The sequence below is a fragment of the Pseudomonas sp. P5_109 genome, assembly GCF_034009455.1.
GTDB lineage: Bacteria > Pseudomonadota > Gammaproteobacteria > Pseudomonadales > Pseudomonadaceae > Aquipseudomonas.
In genome coordinates this window covers 5359655-5375130 of record NZ_CP125380.1, presented here as the reverse complement: position 1 = coordinate 5375130, position 15476 = coordinate 5359655, and the positions used below count along the sequence as shown (strand labels likewise).

At 58.9% G+C, this 15476-nt stretch carries 11 protein-coding genes, 6 tRNA genes and 1 pseudogene; 11 read left to right on the top strand and 7 right to left on the bottom strand.

Going from position 1 to position 15476, the window contains the following annotated elements:
• Nucleotides 1–61 precede the first annotated feature (61 nt).
• The 3 genes and pseudogenes from QMK54_RS31285 to ltrA all read left to right on the top strand — a co-directional run.
• Nucleotides 62–1165: pseudogene (locus tag QMK54_RS31285) on the top strand (HAMP domain-containing protein); the annotation flags it as partial.
• Nucleotides 1145–2026 carry a methyl-accepting chemotaxis protein gene (locus QMK54_RS31280; protein ID WP_411740856.1) on the top strand — a complete coding sequence of 294 codons (882 nt, stop codon included), beginning with the start codon at nucleotides 1145–1147 and terminating at the stop codon, nucleotides 2024–2026. The pseudogene QMK54_RS31285 and the gene QMK54_RS31280, both read left to right, overlap by 21 nt.
• Before the next feature lie 832 nt (nucleotides 2027–2858).
• Nucleotides 2859–4175, top strand: coding sequence for a group II intron reverse transcriptase/maturase (ltrA, locus tag QMK54_RS23760; RefSeq protein ID WP_320401452.1), 1317 nt, complete (start codon nucleotides 2859–2861; stop codon nucleotides 4173–4175).
• A gap of 97 nt (nucleotides 4176–4272) precedes the next feature.
• On the opposite strand, the gene QMK54_RS23755 is transcribed toward ltrA, so the two are convergent.
• Nucleotides 4273–5031, bottom strand: coding sequence for a hypothetical protein (locus QMK54_RS23755; protein ID WP_320401451.1), 759 nt, complete (start codon nucleotides 5029–5031; stop codon nucleotides 4273–4275).
• Between the two features lie 383 nt (nucleotides 5032–5414).
• Between QMK54_RS23755 and QMK54_RS23750 the strand changes: the two genes are divergently transcribed.
• From QMK54_RS23750 to QMK54_RS23725, 6 genes are all read left to right on the top strand, one after another.
• Nucleotides 5415–5490, top strand: a tRNA-Glu gene (locus tag QMK54_RS23750).
• 2 nt (nucleotides 5491–5492) lie between these two features.
• Nucleotides 5493–5568: transfer RNA gene (locus QMK54_RS23745), tRNA-Gly, on the top strand.
• Nucleotides 5569–5672: 104 nt separating this feature from the next.
• Nucleotides 5673–5748: transfer RNA gene (locus QMK54_RS23740), tRNA-Glu, on the top strand.
• A gap of 3 nt (nucleotides 5749–5751) precedes the next feature.
• Nucleotides 5752–5827: transfer RNA gene (locus QMK54_RS23735), tRNA-Gly, on the top strand.
• Nucleotides 5828–5866: 39 nt separating this feature from the next.
• A tRNA-Glu gene (locus QMK54_RS23730) sits at nucleotides 5867–5942 on the top strand.
• Nucleotides 5943–5946: 4 nt separating this feature from the next.
• Nucleotides 5947–6022 (top strand) — tRNA-Gly (locus QMK54_RS23725).
• A gap of 70 nt (nucleotides 6023–6092) precedes the next feature.
• Here the strand turns inward: QMK54_RS23725 and QMK54_RS23720 are convergent.
• The 4 genes from QMK54_RS23720 to QMK54_RS23705 form a co-directional block, all read right to left on the bottom strand.
• Nucleotides 6093–6362, bottom strand: coding sequence for a DUF3613 domain-containing protein (locus QMK54_RS23720; RefSeq protein WP_110661229.1), 270 nt, complete (start codon nucleotides 6360–6362; stop codon nucleotides 6093–6095).
• An 18-nt stretch (nucleotides 6363–6380) separates the two neighbouring features.
• A complete protein-coding gene (locus QMK54_RS23715) occupies nucleotides 6381–7091 on the bottom strand; it encodes a tetratricopeptide repeat protein (protein WP_110661230.1) in 711 nt (236 codons plus the stop codon).
• A gap of 119 nt (nucleotides 7092–7210) precedes the next feature.
• Nucleotides 7211–8434, bottom strand: coding sequence for a type II and III secretion system protein family protein (locus QMK54_RS23710; RefSeq protein WP_110661231.1), 1224 nt, complete (start codon nucleotides 8432–8434; stop codon nucleotides 7211–7213).
• Nucleotides 8435–9068: 634 nt separating this feature from the next.
• Nucleotides 9069–9695 carry an alanyl-tRNA editing protein gene (locus QMK54_RS23705; RefSeq protein ID WP_223593610.1) on the bottom strand — a complete coding sequence of 209 codons (627 nt, stop codon included), beginning with the start codon at nucleotides 9693–9695 and terminating at the stop codon, nucleotides 9069–9071.
• Between the two features lie 89 nt (nucleotides 9696–9784).
• Between QMK54_RS23705 and QMK54_RS23700 the strand changes: the two genes are divergently transcribed.
• Complete coding sequence (locus QMK54_RS23700; protein ID WP_110662825.1) at nucleotides 9785–10783, top strand: LysR family transcriptional regulator; 999 nt, start codon at nucleotides 9785–9787, stop codon at nucleotides 10781–10783.
• Nucleotides 10784–11660: 877 nt separating this feature from the next.
• On the opposite strand, the gene QMK54_RS23695 is transcribed toward QMK54_RS23700, so the two are convergent.
• Both QMK54_RS23695 and QMK54_RS23690 read right to left on the bottom strand, forming a co-directional pair.
• Nucleotides 11661–12068 (bottom strand): PA2817 family protein, encoded by a 408-nt coding sequence (locus tag QMK54_RS23695; protein WP_007991629.1) that lies wholly within the window; start codon nucleotides 12066–12068, stop codon nucleotides 11661–11663.
• 74 nt (nucleotides 12069–12142) lie between these two features.
• Nucleotides 12143–14590, bottom strand: coding sequence for an acyl-CoA dehydrogenase (locus QMK54_RS23690; RefSeq protein WP_223593607.1), 2448 nt, complete (start codon nucleotides 14588–14590; stop codon nucleotides 12143–12145).
• 204 nt (nucleotides 14591–14794) lie between these two features.
• Here QMK54_RS23690 and QMK54_RS23685 point away from each other — a divergent pair, with 204 nt between their 5' ends.
• Nucleotides 14795–15454, top strand: coding sequence for a transglutaminase family protein (locus tag QMK54_RS23685; RefSeq protein WP_320401450.1), 660 nt, complete (start codon nucleotides 14795–14797; stop codon nucleotides 15452–15454).
• The last annotated feature ends 22 nt before the right edge of the window (nucleotides 15455–15476 follow it).

Below are 15476 nucleotides of genomic sequence, written 5' to 3'. Positions count from 1 at the left end.
TGTGTTGCTACTGGCCCGTTGCGAATCTGCGCCTACAGACTTTGGCAGGGGACTAAGTGCAATGATTTCGGCCGTGCAAGGACGTTTTGCCAACCTCGGGATGGCGAAAAAACTGGGTGTCGGGTTTGTCCTGGTGCTGTTGTTGACAGCACTGGTAGCGGGCATTGGCGTGTGGTCCCTGCAAGTCATCAGCCAGCGCTTCGACGGGCTCAAGCAAATGTCTTCGCTCAACAGCGGTTTGCTGAAGGTGCGGCTGCTGGAGCAGGAATACGCCTTGCACGGCAGTCCGAAAACCGTCGATGCCCTGCACGAGGGCGTCGATGGCTTGATCGCTCTGGCCGGCCAGCTCAAAGCGGTGTCTGCGGCCAATGTGGCGGTAATGAATGATGTCGAACAGTCCCTGGGCGCCTATCGCAAGGCCTTCGACGAGTTTGTCTCGCTCACCCAGGCCAAGGACCTGGCGCTGGAAATGGCCAGTTGGTCGGTGTCCAGCGTGGCCAATAATCTTGATGTATTGCAATCGGGGCTCGCCGATGACGGCGCCTATACGCTGAAAGACTCCGAAGGCAAGGACGGTGCCCAATTCATCGAGCAGGCCAGTCAAGTCAGCCAGGTTTCACGCTTGATGCTGCAAGCCATGAATGAAGCACGCGTGCGTCTGGATCAAAGCCGTAAAGGCGACGACAGCGCCGGGCAAGGCAAGATCGAACAGGCCAGCCAGGCATTGGACCAGGCCGAGCAGCTCAAGACCTCGGTCAAGGACGAGGGTTACCAGACCGTCCTCAATGAGGTGACGGGACACATAGCCAGTTTCAGCGACAAGCTGGCCGAGTACACCGGCCTGCTGGAGCAGGAAAAAACCGTCTACCAACAGTTGCACCAACGCGCCGCCCAAGTGGTCGAGCGGGTGGATCAGGCTTATGTCGCGCAAGACCAGGCCATGCAGGCTGAACTGAAAAAGAACTCGCTGCTGATAATCGGCTCTTCCGCTCTGGCTTTGCTGGTCGGACTGGTTGCCGCATGGTTCATCACCCGTTTGATCGTGGCGCCGTTGCGCAGTGTGATTCAGGTGGCGCAGCAGATTGCCTCGGGGGATCTGAGTGCGACCGTTGACGTGACCCGCCGTGACGAAATCGGCCAGTTGATGCAGGCAATGCAGCAAATGGGCGCGGGGCTCAGCCACATAGTCAGTGGCTTGCAGTCGGGTATCGAGCAGTTGGCGACTTCCGCCCAATCGCTGTCGGCGGTGACTGAGCAGACCAATCTTGAGGTCAGCACGCAGAAGGAGGAAACCGAACAGGTCGCCACTGCAATGAATCAGATGACGGCCACGGTGCATGATGTCGCACGAAATGCAGAGGAAGCAGCCCTGGCTGCGCAAACGGCTGACGGCAAGGTCGAAAGCGGTCAGCAGGTGGTACGCCAGAGCATGGCGCGGATCGAACAGTTGGCGGACTCGGCCAATTCCGCCAGTTCGAGCATCGAAAGCCTGAGTGCGGAGATCCAGAACATCGGCACGGTTTTGAGTGTGATCAAGAGCGTGGCGGAGCAGACCAACCTGCTGGCATTGAATGCGGCGATCGAGGCGGCCCGGGCCGGCGAGCAGGGCAGGGGCTTTGCCGTGGTGGCCGATGAAGTGCGGGCGTTGGCCAAGCGAACCCAGCAATCGACCGAGGAGATCGAACGCCTGGTCAGTGCTTTGCGCACGGCTGCGCAGTCGTCGGTGCAGCAGATCCAGAGCAGTGGCGAGTTGGTGAAATTGGCAGTCAGCGATGCCTTGCAGACCGAGAGTGCGCTGGGCAGCATTGCCGCGGCGGTATCGTTGATCCAGCAGATGAACCAGCAGATCGCCGCGGCGGCCGAGGAACAGAGCTCGGTGGCCGAAGAGATCAACCGCAGTGTCACCAGTATCCGCGCCAGTGCCGATCAGTCATCGCTGGCGATGCAGGGCACCGCGGCGTCCAGTATTCAACTGGCGCAACTGGGGGTTGAGCTGAAGGGCATGGTGGGGCATTTCAGGCTTTGAGTTTTGTGGCGTTAATGGCGGGGGTTGGCCTGGAAAATGTGGGAGCGCGCTTGCTAGTCAACTCAACCTGACAGCCAACCTGCTCTCGCGAATGTACCCGGAACCCTGTGGGAGCGGGCTTGCTCGCGAAGACGGCCACACAGTCGATGCGTTTATCCCCGGCTGGACTCATCACCCAAACCCGATACAAAAAAAGGGTTCTTCACGCATTCCCGGGAAACTGTAGGAGCCGGCTTGCTGGCGATGGACTCAAGTGCGCCGCGTTTATTCAGTTCACACGCGTTATCGTTAACGACCATCGCCAGCAAGCCGGCTCCTACAAGGGACCATGCCCACGCGGAAAATGAAGTGACCTCCAAACCAGTGAAAGTCCCAAAAAAAGGCCACCTCTCGGTGGCCTTTCTGTTGTGCGCCCAGCATGGGCGCAATCTTGTGGGTGAAAGTCCCGCCGTGAGCTGACCACAGCGAACGAAGTGAAGCGCAACTGCATGAGGGTGACCGAGTGTGGGGAGGAAGCGTGAATCGAAACCGTGAGCCGATGGACAAGAACCGGATATAAGGCGATGCCGACCAGGGCGAGCGGGCAATAAATCGCAAAGCTCTTGTGGTCAAAGGGCGGCAACGTAAATCCGGCGGTTGTGCGGGGAAGGATTGCGTTCTTACCTGGGGAGATCTCGCCTCGTGCCTGAAAGGGCGACGGCGTAAGCCGGAGCGAGAAGTCAGCAGAGGCCGTAGTAGTCTTTTTTTTGACGAAGGGCCGAACGAGAGAAAGCGTTATAGGCCATGTTGATGCGAACGACCGGAAGTCAGATGCCTGCCAAACGCGGGGCGGATGGAGACTGCGAACGGTGAAACCGTGAGAAGCTCCGTCAGCGACGAGGTCAATCGCCCGCAAAATGAACCCGACAACGCAGGGCAAGGGCTGCTGGAGCGGGCCTTTGCGAGAGAAAACCTGAAACGGGCGTGGAAGCGGGTCAAGGCCAACAAAGGTGCGGCGGGAGTCGACGGTCTGGATATTGAACAGACCGCCGAGCATCTGCTGACTCGATGGCCAACGATTCGTGAACAGCTTCTATCAGGTGTCTACCGGCCCAGTCCGGTACGCCGAGTGGTCATTCCCAAACCTGACGGCGGTCAGCGCGAGTTGGGTATTCCCACGGTCACCGACCGCTTGATCCAACAAGCGTTGCTGCAAGTCTTGCAGCCAATACTCGATCCGACGTTCAGTGAACATAGCTACGGCTTTCGCCCGGGGCGCTCGGCGCAGGATGCCGTTCTAGCGGCTCAGCGTCATGTGTCTTCAGGGCGCAGAGTGGTGGTGGATGTTGATCTGGAGAAGTTCTTTGACCGGGTCGATCACGACATTTTGATTGATCGTCTAGGCAAAAGGATCGCGGACCGGGCGGTTGTTCGCTTGATCCGGGCTTATCTGGATGCGGGAACGCTGATCAATGACGTGGTCGAGAAAAGCCGCTGCGGGGCGCCGCAAGGCGGTCCGCTGTCGCCGTTGCTGGCGAATGTGCTGCTGGACGAAGTGGATCGGGAGCTTGAGCGTCGAGGTCATTGCTTCGTGCGCTATGCCGACGATGCGAATGTGTATGTCCGCAGTCATAAGGCGGGGCAACGGGTGATGGACTTGCTGAAGCGTCTGTATGAAAGGCTGCACTTGAGCGTCAACGAGAGCAAGAGTGCGGTGGCGAGCGCGTTTGGCCGCAAGTTTCTGGGATACGCCTTCTGGGCTTCTCCACAAGCCGTCAAAAGAGCAGTGGCGGTCAAGGCGCGCAAGCAGTTCAAACAACGGATACGCGAACTCACCCGTCGCTCAGGCGGTCGCAGTCTGCGACAAGTTGTCGAGAACCTACGCCCTTATCTTATGGGCTGGAAAACTTACTTCGGGTTGTCACAAACGCCGAAAATCTGGCGAGAGCTGGACGAGTGGATGCGACACCGATTGCGAGCGATCCAGCTTAAACAATGGAGGCGTGGTCCGACGATTTACCGCGAACTGCGGGGGTTGGGAGCCAGCAGCCAAACGGCTCGGAAAGTGGCGGCCAACTCTCATAGCTGGTGGCGTAACAGCCGCTTTGAGCTCAATCGAGTGTTGAATGTGGCGTGGTTCGACAGACTGGGTCTGGTGCGACTCTCATAACCTCAATCTCTCGAACCGCCCGGTGCGGACCCGCATGCCGGGTGGTGTGGCAGGGGAGCGGCCTATGAAGGCCGCCCCCCTATGCCGATTTCGCTGATCAGTCGTAGATCACTTTCTTTTTCCAGTCCGCATCGGCCTCGACGTCTTTGAGGCCTTCGGTCAGCTGGTTGACCTCGCCTTCGACCGGTGCAATGCGATCCATGACCTGGTCATTGGCGCGGGCCAGGAGTTTTTCCAGGTATTCCAGTTGCTCGGCGTAGAGCTGTGGTTCCTGTTGTTTGCGCAGATATTGCACGCCGCGCTCGAACGCCAGGCGGGCCTGCCCGGGCTGGTTCTGTTGCAGGGAATGCTGGCCGAGGTTGTTGAAGAACTCGATGTGTAGCAGCACCAGGATGTGGCGAACTTCACGGATCCAGCGTTTGGCCTCGTTGGGGGGCAGGAAACCGTCCTGTGCCGCGCGGGTGATTTGGCCATGCAAGGCTTCGAGCAGGAAGCGTACATCCTTGGCCTTGGCTTCGGTCTGGATCGGTGCTGGTGGATTGTTGACCGGGATGGATTCTCCCTGGCCGACAAGAGCTTCCAACTCGGCGATCCGTGCCTTGAGGTTGGCGCTGGATTTTTCCAGGTTGAGCCGGCGCTGGCAGACGTTCAGTTCCAGGCGGGCCAACAGCAGCTTGAGTGCCGGGGTCATCAACTGGCCAGGGAAAGTCTCGGTGATTTCGCCGCAGCGTCGCAGGCGATCGTTGAGCTCAATCTTGGTACGGGCCTTTTCCAGCTTGTTGTTTTCCACCACATGGTTCATGTAGCCAATGGCGATCAACAGCGCGATCCCGGCTACTACTAGCAGGGTGATCATGAGTGGCGTCACCGGTAAGACCTCTTTTTAGGGTACGCATGCGAGTTTAGTGGCTTGGCATTTGAGCGCCTAGGCCCGCATGACGGGTTGGATCGGACATGCCTGCGCTTATATCGGCCGCAGCCCCGCTTCTATAAATGGTGGCACGCGATATACAGATTGCCATCACTGGGTGGACTATAACGTCTTGGCGGGTGTCAGAATATAGGCGTCAAACGCCGGGCAGCGGAAAAGCCGCAACGGCGCTCAAAGCACGGCGAAGTCATTGATTTAAATAAATTTATATCAGGGGGTTGACGACTTCTCAATCCATCCATAGAATGCGCGCCACTTGCAGCGTAAAGCACACAGCGAAACGAAGCAGGGAGTGAATGTTGTAGCGTGTCCCCTTCGTCTAGTGGCCTAGGACACCGCCCTTTCACGGCGGTAACAGGGGTTCGAGTCCCCTAGGGGACGCCAATGCGGGAATAGCTCAGTTGGTAGAGCACGACCTTGCCAAGGTCGGGGTCGCGAGTTCGAGTCTCGTTTCCCGCTCCAATTTTAAACAGCTTTGCTTTCGGGCGGGGCTGAGTGAAACCAGAACCAAGTCTTCGGATGCGGATCTGGACACCGAAACACACACCATGTGTTCCGGGTAGCGTGTCCCCTTCGTCTAGTGGCCTAGGACACCGCCCTTTCACGGCGGTAACAGGGGTTCGAGTCCCCTAGGGGACGCCATTTGCGGGAATAGCTCAGTTGGTAGAGCACGACCTTGCCAAGGTCGGGGTCGCGAGTTCGAGTCTCGTTTCCCGCTCCATATTTAACGAAAGCGCCGCTTATTGAGCGGCGTTTTTGTGTCCCCTTCGTCTAGTGGCCTAGGACACCGCCCTTTCACGGCGGTAACAGGGGTTCGAGTCCCCTAGGGGACGCCATTTTGCGGGAATAGCTCAGTTGGTAGAGCACGACCTTGCCAAGGTCGGGGTCGCGAGTTCGAGTCTCGTTTCCCGCTCCATGTTTAACAAAAACGCCGCTCATTGAGCGGCGTTTTTGTTTGCGTGTAAAAAGCGAAATGTCGTCATGCTTCAGTTGCCGATGTTCATTTTTCCCGATTCATCCTGATCATAAAATTCCGGAATCGGATAGTTGAAGCTGTTGAGCCAGCGCTGCATGGCCAGGTCACGTTCGGTAGCCGAAGCGGTTTGCAGAATAGGGGAGGCAACCACGCCGCGAATCTGCAGTTGCAACCACTGTTCGGTGCCTTGTTGCTGCACCGAAGAGGGGCCCGGCTCAATGGCCCAGGCAGCGGTGGACAGGCAAGCCATGCACAGGATCAACAGCCTTTTGGTATTCATCTGGACTCCTCGTACGCTCTACTGGTTCGCACTGGAAGAGGCATCGGCTACCTCAGTCCCGCGACTCCCCCCGGAAGCCAACACTTTTTGGGTGGAGGCCTTGAGTTTTTCTGCGCGGGTTTGGGCCTCTTCGACTTGCTTGGGGCTCAAGTCGGCGCGGGTCACGAGTTCGGCAGCCACCTTCCAGTTATCCTGGTAGATCAGCAGCGTCACCATATTGAGTGCCGCCAGTGAGTTTGACTGCTTGAGCTCCATGGCGGTCATGAATTCAAAGCGTGCTTCAGGGATCCGTCGCTGATTGAGGTAGACGACCCCCAGGTCATTTCGCATCCTGTCGTCGGTGGGGTCCATTTTCACCGCACGCTCAAGGTGAGTGGCAGCGGTGGCGTTATCATTTCTGGCGGCGGCCAACTGGCCCAGGCCTTGTTCCCCTTCGGCCGCCAGACAAGTGCCGAGCAAGCTTTGATACAACGGACCGGCCTCGCTTCGCCCCATCAAACGCAGCACCCGAGCCTTGCGCAGGCGAACCTGGACCAGGCTATCGGGCAATCCTTCCAAATTCGCCAGGCTGGCATACAAACGACCTTCGTTGGCCATGCTGTCGGCCAGGTTCAGGGCCAGTTCTTGATCCGAACCGGGCTTGGCGCAGTCCGCCGGCCGCGAAGACATGCCATTGCTGGCACAACCTGCGAGCATTAATGTCGCCGCTATTGCTATGACTGCTTTCATCAAAGGTCCCCTGGCTACAACAGTTGGAACGCCTGGCCAATGGCAAAAAGGCTGGCCCGGCAGGTGTCCAGAGTCGCCGTTACGAGTGAGGGCGAGGCAACTCAGGTTCAGGCTCCGGCTCATTGCGAGAGCCCGCTGAGACTGTCGAAGTCGCCATTTTCCAGGAAGAACATGCGATAGAAGTTCGGGTCGTAGTTGCGCAGCTGCTCGCCAGGCAATGACGGTAGTTGTGCATTGGCAGCCAGCGGCTGGACCAGATGGGGAGTGACGATCATCAGCAGTTCGCGCTCTTCACGGTTGATGGTGCTGTCGCGGAAAAACGCGCCCAGAACCGGGATATCGCCCAGCCCCGGAAACTTGTTCACCCGTGAATCGTTGTGGGTGCTGATCAGGCCGCTGATGACGAAGCTTTCGCCGTCGGCCAGGGAGATGCTGGTATCGGTACGGCGCACGGTCAGGGCCGGGACTATCGTGCCGGCGATTTTCACTGCGTTGGTGAAGTCCAGTTCACTGACTTCCGGCGCCACCTTCAGCGCGATGCGGTTTTTCCCGACGATGGTCGGCGTCAGGGTCAGGCGGATACCGAATTCCTTGTACTCGATGGACACGTTATCGCTGCCTGAACTGGGCACCGGAATCGGTACTTCACCGCCGGCCAGGAAGCTCGCGCTCTGCCCGCTGAGCGCTACCAGGCTTGGCCGCGCCAGGGTGTAGGCGAAACCGCTGCCCTCCAGCGCGTTGAGTGCCACCAGGGTATTGCCGGTAGCAAAGGTGAGGTTGAACATGTCGTTGTTCACCGGTATCGACGGCGTGACGATGCCGCCGATGGTGGGCAAGGTTCTCGGCGAGCCGAACAGGAAGTTGCCCCGGACGCCGAAAATCGAGGCGGAGGCTTCCTTGAGTTTGGTCCGGCTGACTTCAACGAAGCGGATATCGGTCTGCACCTGGCTCGGCAACTGCGGATCGTCGGAAGGCACAGAAGGTACGCTGGTCAGCGCCGAGGTGGCTTTACCCCTGACGAAGACCATGCTTTGGCGCGGCGTTTTCGAACAGGCGGTCCAGACCATCAGGCTGGTGGTTCCCGGTGCAATACCGGTGAGTATGAAAGCGTCGCTGCCGCTGGGTTGCACGTCGGCAATTTTCGGGTCCCCCACCGCCAGTTTTGTTATCGGAGCGGGGCTGCGCAGTTCATTCTGCAGCCCCTGACCGACCTCGTACGTTGCCGGCCAATTGTCCAGTTGCGGACAGCTGGACAGCGCGGCCTGAGCCGCATCCACGCTGAGGCCCATCCAGAACAGACCATGGATAATTCGCTTGAAAGCAGGCATGGGACGAAAGCACATTAAGTACATCCTTGCTGGATAGGTCTTCAGGCTGATTGAGTTGTCTGGGATCACTTCGTGGGGTTAGGGCTATCCGCCCCAAAGCGCCAGGCCACTTATCCATGGCCTTGGCGTTATTCCTTGCGTGCTACATCCGAGCGGGCGCAATTCGCTGATCGGGCTGGACCGCGAGTCGACCTTTGCAAAAGACGGTTTTGAGTGATTCGGTTACCTGGGCTGCCCGCCAGAGCGGTACACGCGGTTTTGGACTGCACTGTCCGCCGACCTGGTTTCCCCGGAAAATGGTCGGCAGTGAAGGTACAGCGCCGGAAAAGGCTTGCCAGGATCATAGTGAGGTAACTCCTTTTGCCAATCCGCTATCTGATCACTGAAGCTAACGTGGAGATTCGAGCCGTTATGACTTCTTGTTCTTTGACGTTAGTTCAATCAAATCAAAGTGCCATGAGTTAAAAGAAAACTATTGGTGCAAGGACTGGAGACAGGGTGGCGGGCAGGGTCGCAGCGCAGTGCGGTTGCCTGGTGTTGACGGGGGGGGTGAAGCAAAAAAAGCCCGCCAGTCTGACTGGGCGGGCCTTTTGCGTTCAGGGCAATGCTTGTATCGATAAAATCAGGCGTATTCACGAACGCCCTGTGCTCAGTCCACGTGATAGTGGACGGACAGCGTGCCTTTTTTCTGCGAAAGGGAGGCGATGGTGACCGCGCCCAGATCCTTCAAGCTGCGTACATGGGTACCGCCACAACCGTAGGCGGGCAGTTCACCGAAGCCGATTTCCCGGACACCTTCGCGCAGTGAAGTCAGGCGCGGCAGGTCGTGGTCGACCCACTGTCCGATGCCATGCTCAATTGTCCGGGCCTCAATGTCCTGCGCGCAATTGCCCGGCTTGAATTGCACACGGCCTTCACCAGGCCAGTGATGCGCCTTGATCGGCATCCAGCCCATGGTTTGTACAAAGTGCCCGATCAAATGCCCGGCCGAATGCATGCGCGTGTTGAACAACCGGCGCTGCTCATCGACGCGGATTTGCGTCATCCCGGTTTTTACCGGCTGGTCGACAAAATGAATGATCCGCTCGGGATCCTGCATCACGCGCAGCACCTGGCTTTCGCCGATCCAGCCGGTGTCAGAAGGCTGTCCGCCACCCTGAGGGTGGAACAGGGTCGCGCGCAAGACCACGGCAAATTCGTTTTCGTGAGGGGTGCATTCCAGGACTTCCACGTTGGCCTTGAGCTCATCACTATGGAAAAAAAGGCGCAGCGTCATATTCCAGGCTCGTATTGATTATCAGTTTTTATTATAGAAAGCCTGTAAATGCGTGATAATCCTGGCAAACATCAAAGGACTTTTGCGCTGTGAGCATAAATCTTCCACTGCCGCTGCTCGGTGAAATGGCGATCTTCGTCAAGGTTGTCGAGACGGGCAGTTTCTCCGAGGCGGCTCGTCAGTTGGGCTCTTCACCTTCGGCGGTCAGTCGTAGTATTTCACGTCTGGAGAAGGCGCTCGCGACCCGATTGCTGCAACGCACCACGCGCAAGTTGCGCCTGAGCGACGGTGGCGAGGAGGTGTTCAAGCGCTGCCAGGAAATGGTCAACGCCGCCCGTTCGGTGATGGAAATCAGTGGTCAGTTCACGGATGAACCCGAGGGGCTGGTGCGTATCAGCGTGCCGAAAGCGGTGGGCCGGATCGTGATTCACCCGCATATGCCGGAGTTTTTGCGCCGTTATCCCAAGGTGGATGTGGAACTGTTGCTTGAGGACCGCCAGGTTGATTTGATTGACGACCACGTCGACCTGGCGATCCGCATCACTGATCGGCCACCTGCGGGACTGGTGGGGCGGCGGTTGCTGACGATCGATCATATGCTCTGCGCGACGCCGCAGTACCTGGCCGAGCACGGTACGCCGACTCACCCCCACGACTTGCTCAACCACAGTTGCATTTACCTGGGCGAAACCCCGAGCGATGCGCGCTGGAAGTTCAAGAAAGGCAGCCAATCGGTCACCGTCGGTGTGCGCGGTCGCTATGCCGCCAATCACACCGGCGTACGTTATGGCGCGGTGCTGCAGCACATCGGGATTGGCAGCCTGCCGTATTTCACGGCGCGCCATGCCCTGGAGAAAGGGCTGATGGTGCAGGTGCTGCCGGACTGGACTTTTCTCGCGTCTTATCACGGAGGCGCCTGGTTGCTGCATTCGCCAACCCGGTACTTGCCTCCCAAGCTACGGGTGCTGATCGATTACCTGGTGGAGTGCCTGGAGAAGGAGCCGACGCTGGGCAAGCCGGGTAAGTCCAACGGTCCGGGCTGGTCGCCGTCGGAGTATGAACTGCCGGAAAGTGACGGCTTGTTCTGAACGAAAAAAAGGTTCTTCACGCAATCCCGGGAAACTGTAGGAGCCGGCTTGCTGGCGATGGACGCAAGTGCGCCGCGTTTATCCAGTTTGTACGCGTTATCGTTAACCACCATCGCTGGCAAGCCAGCTCCTACAGGAGACCGCGTCCGAGATGTGAACACCAAACTGTAGGAGCCGGCTTGCTGGCGATGGACTCCAGTGCGCCGCGTTTATCCGGTTCACAGCGTTATCGTTAACGACCATCGCCGGCAAGCCAGCTCCTACAAGGGACCGCGTCCGAGATGTGAACACCAAACTGTAGGAGCCGGCTTGCTGGCGATGGACTCATGTGCGCCGCGTTTATCCGGTTCATGCGCGTCATCGTTAACGACCATCGCTGGCAAGCCAGCTCCTACAAGGGACCGCGTCCGAGATGTGAACACCAAACTGTAGGAGCCGGCTTGCTGGCGATGGACTCAAGTGCGCCGCGTTTATCCGGTTCACAGCGTTATCGTTAACGACCATCGCCGGCAAGCCAGCTCCTACAAGGGACCGCGTCCGAGATGTGAACACCAAACTGTAGGAGCCGGCTTGCTGGCGATGGACTCATGTGCGCCGCGTTTATCCGGTTCATGCGCGTCATCGTTAACGACCATCGCTGGCAAGCCAGCTCCTACAAGGGACCGCGTCCGAGATGTGAACACCAAACTGTAGGAGCCGGCTTGCTGGCGATGGACTCATGTGCGCCGCGTTTATCCGGTTCATGCGCGTTATCGTTAACCACCATCGCTGGCAAGCCAGCTCCTACAAGGGACCATGTCCACGCTGAAACCAGTGAAAGGCACAAAAAAGGCCCGCATGTTCAACCATGCGGGCCTTTTGCATGACCAGTCGGGGATCAGTGCTTGCTGTCCTGGTTTGACAGCGCCAGCAGCTGCTTTTCCTGGTTCCAGTCGAAAGGCTCGTCGTTCTGTTCGGCTTCGAAACGGCGCTCTTCCAGTGCCTGATACAGGTCGATTTCTTCATCGGACAAGTAGTGCAGGCAGTCACCGGCGAAATACCACAGCAGATCCCGTGGAATCAGGTGGGCGATTTGCGGATAACGGGAAATGACTTGAGTCAGGATGTCCTGGCCCAGGTATTGGCTTTCGATCGGATCGATCGGCAGTGACGCCAGCAGTTCGTCGAAGCGCTCAAGGAACAAGGCATGGCTTTCTTCGGGAACCTGCTCGGCCTCACCTACGGCGACCAGGATGCTGCGCAGGTGGTCGAGTAAAACGAGATGATCGGCAACGATGTTGGACACGAGATAAGTCCTCAAGAGCAAAACGGGCGCGGGAGTATAAAGCGCCCGCGCCCGTTTTTACATGTTTGAAGGGATCAGCGGACTTTTCCCTCGGCCAGTGCCAAAGCCTCCTGGTCAAAGTCATCGACATCGATCACCTTGCGCCGTGCCGCTTCGGCTTCACGCAGGGTTTGGGCTTCCACCGGCTGCAACACGCCCGCCTCGAGTGCGGCATCGATCACCGATTCGCCGGCCACCGGTTTGACCTGGCCACTCTTGAGTGCCACATGCAGCTTTTTCTGCAACGGCTGTGCGGCGCCCAGCAGATTGCAGGCGTGTTGCAATGCACCGACCGGATCGTCGCTCGCTTGTGGGCGATAGCATCCCAGGAGCAATTCCTCCAGGGCTGGGTCGCCCTTGGCGCGGCCAATCAACGCAGCGACTTCGGCTCCGAGTTTGTCCGATGGTCCTTTGTGTCGGCGACCGAACGGGAACACGATCACCCGCAACAGGCAGCCCACGACTTTGTTCGGGAAGTTGTTCAGCAGCTCATCCATAGCCCGTTCCGCCTGGCCCAGGCTTTCCTCCATGGCCCAGGCCAGCAGCGGTGTCATGTACTGCGGTGAGTCGAGATCGTTGTAGCGTTTGAGTGCGGCCGAGGCCAGGTAAAGGTTGCTGAGCACGTCGCCCAGTCGAGCGGACAGGCGTTCGCGGCGTTTCAATGCGCCGCCCAGCAACATCATGCTGAGGTCGGCGAGCAGGGCGAAAGCAGCGGCCTGACGATTGAGGGCGCGGAAATAACCTTGGCTGAGTTTGTCGCCCGGGGTGTGTTCCAGGTGCCCGAAACCGAGATTCAACACCAGCGTACTGGCAGCGTTGCCCACGGCAAAGCCGATGTGCTTGAGCAGCAGGCCATCGAACTCTCTGAGCGCCTGATCCTTGTCTTCACGGCCGGCGAGGGCCATTTCCTTGAGCACGAAGGGATGGCAGCGGATCGCGCCCTGGCCGAAGATCATCAGGTTGCGCGAGAGAATGTTCGCGCCTTCCACGGTGATGAAAATTGGCGCGCCGTTCCACTTGCGGCCAAGGTAATTGTTCGGCCCCATGATGATCGCCTTGCCGCCGTGCACATCCATGGCATCGCTGATGCAGTCGCGGCCGCGCTCGGTCAGGTGGTACTTGAGAATCGCTGACAGCACCGACGGTTTCTCGCCCAGATCGACCGCATTGGCGGTGAGCATGCGGGCGGCGTCCATCATCCAGGCATTGCCGCCAATGCGGCCCATGGCTTCCTGAATGCCTTCGAAAGCGGCAATCGGCACGTTGAACTGTTCGCGAACCTGAGCGTATTGGCCCGTCACCAGGCTGGTGAACTTGGCCATGCCGGTGCCCACCGCCGGCAGGGAAATCGAACGCCCGACCGACAGGCAATTCATCAGCATCATCCAGCCTTTGCCGAGCATTTCCTGGCCACCGATGAGGAACTCCAGCGGGACGAACACATCCTTGCCGGAGTTCGGGCCATTCATGAACGCGGCGCCCAGCGGCAGGTGCCGGCGGCCGATCTCGACACCGGCGGTGTCGGTCGGAATCAGCGCCAGGCTGATACCCAGGTCTTCCTTGTCACCCAACAGGTGATCCGGGTCGTAGGCCTTGAAGGCCAGGCCGAGGAGGGTGGCCACCGGGCCGAGGGTGATGTAGCGCTTTTCCCAGTTCAAACGCAGGCCGAGGACTTCCTGGCCTTCCCATTCACCTTTGCAGATCACCCCGGAGTCCGGCATGCCGCCGGCGTCGGAGCCGGCCAGCGGACCGGTCAGGGCAAAGCACGGGATGTCGTCGCCGCGGGCCAGGCGTGGCAGGTAATGATTGCGTTGTTCATCGGTGCCGTAATGCAGCAACAGTTCAGCCGGGCCGAGGGAATTGGGGACCATCACGGTGGAGGCGAGGTCGCCGCTGTGGCTCGCCAGTTTCATCGCCACTTGCGAGTGGGCATAGGCGGAGAAGCCCTTGCCGCCAAACTCCTTGGGGATGATCAGGGCGAAAAAGCCATTGTCCTTGATGAAGGTCCAGACTTCGGGCGGCAGGTCCATGGTTTGACCGAGCTGCCATTCATTGACCATGGTGCAGAGTGTTTCGGTCGGCCCGTCGATGAAAGCCTGTTCCTCTTCGTTCAATTGCGCCTTGGGATAGGACAGCAGTTTGCTCCAGTCCGGGCGGCCGCTGAACAGTTCACCGTCCCACCACACCGTGCCGGCGTCGATGGCGTCGCGTTCGGTTTGCGACATCGGCGGCAGGGTCTTCTGGAACCAGCTGAACATCGGTGCACTGAACAATTTGCGACGCAGGTCGGGCAGCAGCAGTGGCGCGGCGACGGCGGCGATCAATACCCATAAAACCAGCAACAACCAGCCCGGCGCGCGACTGAGCGCACCCATCGCCACGACATAGACGGCCACGATGACCAGGGCGGGCAGCGGGGCGATGCGACGGTGAGCCAAATAAGCAATCCCGACCAGCAGAACCAGTATCCACAACAGCAGCATATTCATTCCTCCGTGAAACCAGGGCGAACCAACCCTCGAAGCTTAGACGGCATCCGTAAAACAGGCTGGCTGGAGCGATGTGATTGGAATCGTGGGAAAAGCGTTGATTGAGCGAGCGGCAAAGCGCCCATGTTTGGCCGAAACGTCGTTATCTCTGTGCTCAAGCGCTCGCTAGACTCGGGGCTTCCCCAGGAGATTATTCTCATGCACGAGTATCTGAGTCCCGGCCGCTTCATCGATAGTGACCATCCGTCCGTGGTGGAGTTCGCCGAAAAACACCGTGGCGCCAGTCGCGATCCGCTTGAGCAGGCGATCAGTCTCTATTACGCCGTGCGTGAAGCGGTACGCTACAACCCCTACACCTTCAGTCGCGATCCGCAGACCCTGCGCGGCAGTTATGCGCTGGCGACCGGGGAAAGTTACTGCGTACCCAAGGCCACGCTGCTGGCCGGTGCCGCGCGGCATTGCGGGATTCCCGCGCGGATCGGCCTGGCGGATGTGCGCAATCATTTGTCGACGCCACGGCTGCTTGAGCTGCTCAAGAGCGACATGTTCGCCATGCACGGCTACACCGAGTTTTATTTGCAGGGTCGCTGGATCAAGGCGACACCGGCGTTCAACCGCAAGCTCTGCGACCTGTTCAATGTGGCGCCGCTGGAGTTCGACGGGATCAACGACAGCGTTTTTCATCCCTACAACCGCGAGGGCGCGAAGCTGATGGAGTACCTCGTCGATCACGGCCAGTTCGCCGACGTACCTGAAGCGTTCTTTTTCGAACACCTGGAAAAATGCTATCCGCACCTGTTCGGCGAGCAACAGCAACCGCTGTTGGGTGACATGCAGAGCGATTTGAGTCGCGCCTGATCCGGCGTATGCTGCCTGCCCA